Origin of the sequence: Paenibacillus dendritiformis (assembly GCF_015845845.1) — a bacterium.
In the GTDB taxonomy this organism is placed as follows: Bacteria; Bacillota; Bacilli; order Paenibacillales; family Paenibacillaceae; genus Paenibacillus_B; species Paenibacillus_B dendritiformis_C.
The window spans coordinates 1-4,140 of record NZ_LDIG01000071.1 but is presented as its reverse complement, the minus strand read 5'-3'; the positions used below and the strand labels follow the sequence as shown (position 1 = coordinate 4,140).

General features: G+C 51.9%; 1 protein-coding gene, 8 tRNA genes, 2 rRNA genes and 1 pseudogene. 10 read left to right on the top strand and 2 right to left on the bottom strand.

The window, feature by feature from the left end; all coding sequences use genetic code 11:
• The 10 genes from ABD76_RS04045 to ABD76_RS04000 all read left to right on the top strand — a co-directional run.
• Nucleotides 1-1,730, top strand: a 23S ribosomal RNA gene (locus ABD76_RS04045); the annotation flags it as partial.
• Between the two features lie 117 nt (nucleotides 1,731-1,847).
• Nucleotides 1,848-1,964, top strand: a 5S ribosomal RNA gene (gene rrf / locus ABD76_RS04040).
• Nucleotides 1,965-2,029: 65 nt separating this feature from the next.
• A tRNA-Asn gene (locus ABD76_RS04035) sits at nucleotides 2,030-2,105 on the top strand.
• Between the two features lie 4 nt (nucleotides 2,106-2,109).
• Nucleotides 2,110-2,185: transfer RNA gene (locus ABD76_RS04030), tRNA-Thr, on the top strand.
• A 36-nt stretch (nucleotides 2,186-2,221) separates the two neighbouring features.
• Nucleotides 2,222-2,296: transfer RNA gene (locus tag ABD76_RS04025), tRNA-Glu, on the top strand.
• A 6-nt stretch (nucleotides 2,297-2,302) separates the two neighbouring features.
• A tRNA-Val gene (locus ABD76_RS04020) sits at nucleotides 2,303-2,378 on the top strand.
• A 9-nt stretch (nucleotides 2,379-2,387) separates the two neighbouring features.
• Nucleotides 2,388-2,463: transfer RNA gene (locus ABD76_RS04015), tRNA-Thr, on the top strand.
• Between the two features lie 24 nt (nucleotides 2,464-2,487).
• A tRNA-Gln gene (locus ABD76_RS04010) sits at nucleotides 2,488-2,562 on the top strand.
• A gap of 7 nt (nucleotides 2,563-2,569) precedes the next feature.
• Nucleotides 2,570-2,645: transfer RNA gene (locus tag ABD76_RS04005), tRNA-Lys, on the top strand.
• 15 nt (nucleotides 2,646-2,660) lie between these two features.
• Nucleotides 2,661-2,743 (top strand) — tRNA-Leu (locus ABD76_RS04000).
• Between the two features lie 410 nt (nucleotides 2,744-3,153).
• Here ABD76_RS04000 and ABD76_RS03995 read toward each other — a convergent pair.
• Together ABD76_RS03995 and ABD76_RS29250 are read right to left on the bottom strand one after the other, a co-directional pair.
• Entirely contained in the window at nucleotides 3,154-3,771 is a 618-nt protein-coding gene (locus ABD76_RS03995; protein ID WP_197254454.1) for a hypothetical protein, read from the bottom strand.
• Nucleotides 3,772-3,989: 218 nt separating this feature from the next.
• Nucleotides 3,990-4,140 (bottom strand): annotated as a pseudogene (locus ABD76_RS29250) (IS1380 family transposase); the annotation flags it as partial.

Here is a 4,140-nt window from a genome sequence, read left to right as displayed (position 1 = left end):
ATACTTCGAAGCTGGAGTGAAGTCGATGCAGTGGTAGGGGAGCGTTGTGTACCGGGTGGAAGGCAGACCGGAAGGACTGCTGGACTGTACACAAGTGAGAATGCCGGTATGAGTAACGAAAAGACTGGTGAGAATCCAGTCCGCCGAAAGCCTAAGGGTTCCTGGGGAAGGCTCGTCCGCCCAGGGTAAGTCGGGACCTAAGGCGAGGCCGAAAGGCGTAGTCGAAGGACAACAGGTTGAAATTCCTGTACCACCGTAGCCGTTATGAGCAATGGGGGGACGCAGAAGGATAGGGACGCGAGCAGATGGATGCTCGTCCAAGCAGTGAGGCTGGTCAGTAGGCAAATCCGCTGACCGTAAGGCTGGGCTGTGACGGGGAGGGAAAATTACAGTACCGAAGGTCTTGATTTCATGCTGCCAAGAAAAGCCTCTAGCCAGGTAAAGGTGCCCGTACCGCAAACCGACACAGGTAGGCGAGAAGAGAATTCTAAGGCGCGCGGAAGAACTCTCGTTAAGGAACTCGGCAAAATGACCCCGTAACTTTGGGAGAAGGGGTGCCCCGGTAGGGTGAATAGCCCGAGGGGGCCGCAGTGAATAGGCCCGAGCGACTGTTTAGCAAAAACACAGGTCTGTGCGAAGCCGTAAGGCGAAGTATACGGGCTGACGCCTGCCCGGTGCTGGAAGGTTAAGGGGAGTGGTTAGCCGTAAGGCGAAGCTATGAACCGAAGCCCCAGTAAACGGCGGCCGTAACTATAACGGTCCTAAGGTAGCGAAATTCCTTGTCAGGTAAATTCTGACCCGCACGAATGGCGTAACGACTTGGGCGCTGTCTCAACGAGAGATCCGGTGAAATTTTAATACCTGTGAAGATGCAGGTTACCCGCGACAAGACGGAAAGACCCCATGGAGCTTTACTGCAGCTTGATATTGGACTTTGGTACGGTCTGTACAGGATAGGTGGGAGCCTGGGAAGCCGGAGCGCCAGCTTCGGTGGAGGCGCCGTTGGGATACCACCCTGATCGTATCGGAGTTCTAACCAGGGACCGTGAAACCGGTTCGGGGACAGTGTCAGGCGGGCAGTTTGACTGGGGCGGTCGCCTCCTAAAGAGTAACGGAGGCGCCCCAAGGTTCCCTCAGAATGGTTGGAAATCATTCGAAGAGTGCAAAGGCAGAAGGGAGCTTGACTGCGAGACCTACAAGTCGAGCAGGGACGAAAGTCGGGCTTAGTGATCCGGTGGTACCGCATGGAAGGGCCATCGCTCAACGGATAAAAGCTACCCTGGGGATAACAGGCTTATCTCCCCCAAGAGTCCACATCGACGGGGAGGTTTGGCACCTCGATGTCGGCTCATCGCATCCTGGGGCTGAAGTAGGTCCCAAGGGTTGGGCTGTTCGCCCATTAAAGCGGTACGCGAGCTGGGTTCAGAACGTCGTGAGACAGTTCGGTCCCTATCTGTCGCGGGCGTAGGAAATTTGAGAGGAGCTGTCCTTAGTACGAGAGGACCGGGATGGACGTACCGCTGGTGTACCAGTTGTTTCGCCAGAGGCATAGCTGGGTAGCCAAGTACGGAAGGGATAAGCGCTGAAAGCATCTAAGCGTGAAGCCCCCCTCAAGATGAGATTTCCCACATTGGTAAGACCCCTTGAAGACGACGAGGTAGATAGGTTGGAGGTGGAAGTGCAGCAATGCATGGAGCTGACCAATACTAATCGGTCGAGGGCTTATCCTACTTTCACCCCAAAAAGTGACGTGAAGCGTTGCAGCAACACCGATTACTTTTCGGGGCCCCCGGATGGTTTGATGATTTGCTTTCGCATTCAGTTTTTAAGGTACAATACCTTATCTGTTTGGTGGCGATAGCGGAGGGGTTCCACGCGTACCCATCCCGAACACGACCGTTAAGCCCTCCAGCGCCGATGGTACTTGGACCGCAGGGTCCCGGGAGAGTAGGACGCTGCCAAGCAGACAGAGATGCGAGCGTGGATTTGTTGTGGCAAGTCCACGCAGCGCAGAACTGTTCCTTACTGTTCCCTGATAGCTCAGTCGGTAGAGCACTCGGCTGTTAACCGAGTTGTCACAGGTTCGAGTCCTGTTCGGGGAGCCATCTTGCTCTCATAGCTCAGTAGGTAGAGTGCATCCATGGTAAGGATGAGGTCACCGGTTCGATCCCGGTTGAGAGCTCCAGTACTTTTTTTACAAATTATAGGTAAGCTATCCTGAGGCCCGTTGGTCAAGCGGTTAAGACACCGCCCTTTCACGGCGGTAACACGGGTTCGAATCCCGTACGGGTCACCATTTTCTGGACGCTTAGCTCAGCTGGGAGAGCATCTGCCTTACAAGCAGAGGGTCGGCGGTTCGATCCCGTCAGCGTCCACCATTCATGTAAGCCGGTGTAGCTCAGTTGGTAGAGCGGCTGACTTGTAATCAGTAGGTCGTGGGTTCGACTCCTATCGCCGGCACCATGACATTACGCATTTTAACATCGTTGGGGATTAGCCAAGCGGTAAGGCAACGGACTTTGACTCCGTCATGCATAGGTTCGAATCCTATATCCCCAGCCATTTATGAGAGCCATTAGCTCAGTTGGTAGAGCACCTGACTTTTAATCAGGGTGTCGAAGGTTCGAGTCCTTCATGGCTCACCAGTAATTTATAGGAATGCGCGTGTGGCGGAATTGGCAGACGCACTAGACTTAGGATCTAGCGGGCAACCGTGGGGGTTCAAGTCCCTCCACGCGCACCAGTATCATGGAACCCTTGTCGGACAAGGGTTTTTTGCTGTTTATGAAGAGGAACAAATGTATTCTCTCCTGCGTGCCAACATGCTTGCTAACGGAATCAAAGATATTCACAGGTTTATCCCCCGTTTTGAGTAACTGAATACCTGGCTAGACTTCTTTTTCTTATAGTCAATCCAACGCGTCATGGATAGCAGGAATTTGGGCCGCTGTAACACTGGATTCACGCCGAACGAGCCGATTACGAGCGAAGAGGTGCCCGTGGTGTTTGGATAGGTTGTTAAAGTCTTCGGGGAAATAAGGGCCGGTGCTGAATTGCGACCACACGAAAAAGAGCCGAGGGAATAATCCCGCGGCTCTTATCTTATAGGTCAGATTCATGCGGACGAATCAGCAAAATATTCCGCATTCCGAATCAACGTATTGGCGACTCCGGTTCAGGGTAATTCACGCGTAACGTACGGGCGAAATCCGTTGGAACGGTCCCATTCGAAAAATTTATCGGAATGATGCCCTGAAGCGCTTCATCTGCTAACCGCCAGGAAGGATTAACTCGGAAGGAGTCTATTGTCCGGGTAGCCAGGAAACAGAGACCATTCGAGCATTCACCCCAAATCGTCCAGTTCTTAGAAGGTGATAGCCATACGACTACATCTGAGTTAAATAACAATGCGTCAGCGGGACTGCCTCCCGGCGCCAACTCCAATACACTCCAATAGTCGCCGCCAGACATAGTCACAGGTAACTGAAACCAGTTATAACATCCGAACTCTTTACAAAAATAGTCTGTCGGGCTCGGCCCAATAACTCCCATAACAATGTAAGGAGCATGAGATTTGTCTGCAATCTTTTGAAGGAAAGGCCAAAAATCGGCGCTCATTGCCCAATCAAATTCTTCAAATCTAAACTTATCGAAGCAATCCCGAAATACTTGGTCAGGCAACCGCGACTCACAAAGTACCATATCTTCAGCCAGCGCAGTAACCTCTGCTAATTGGCTCCTATTTTTAACGATCACCATTTCATTTCCCATTGTTACTTGCTCCCCAGTCTGATTTTGGTATATCAATTTTTTGGCCCGCTTTATAAAACCTGAATCCGTGAAAGGGTTACGAATAAGAGAACCATCACTATCAGCTGTAACGATAGGCGCAGAAAGCAGAGGTGATGACTCGATTCACTTGAAAAAGACATCACGAAACAAAGCTTCCCTTGTGCAAAGCTTGAACGGAAACATAGGTTCGCAATCTATTATCCCGACAAGGTCCCGTAAATGCGCTGGAATGTCTGAAACCATGGACTATGTCTTCCGAACCGGAGCTTCGTTTGTCTGGCATGCTCTACCATTCGAGAGGCCAGCCAGATCAGATTTTCGATGACCGTTTTGACCCGCCTGCGGCTG

Excerpts from the sequence above, each read along its gene's own strand:
- ABD76_RS03995 (WP_197254454.1), bottom strand. The coding sequence starts at position 3,771 with ATGGGAAATGAAATGGTGATCGTTAAAAATAGGAGCCAATTAGCAGAG.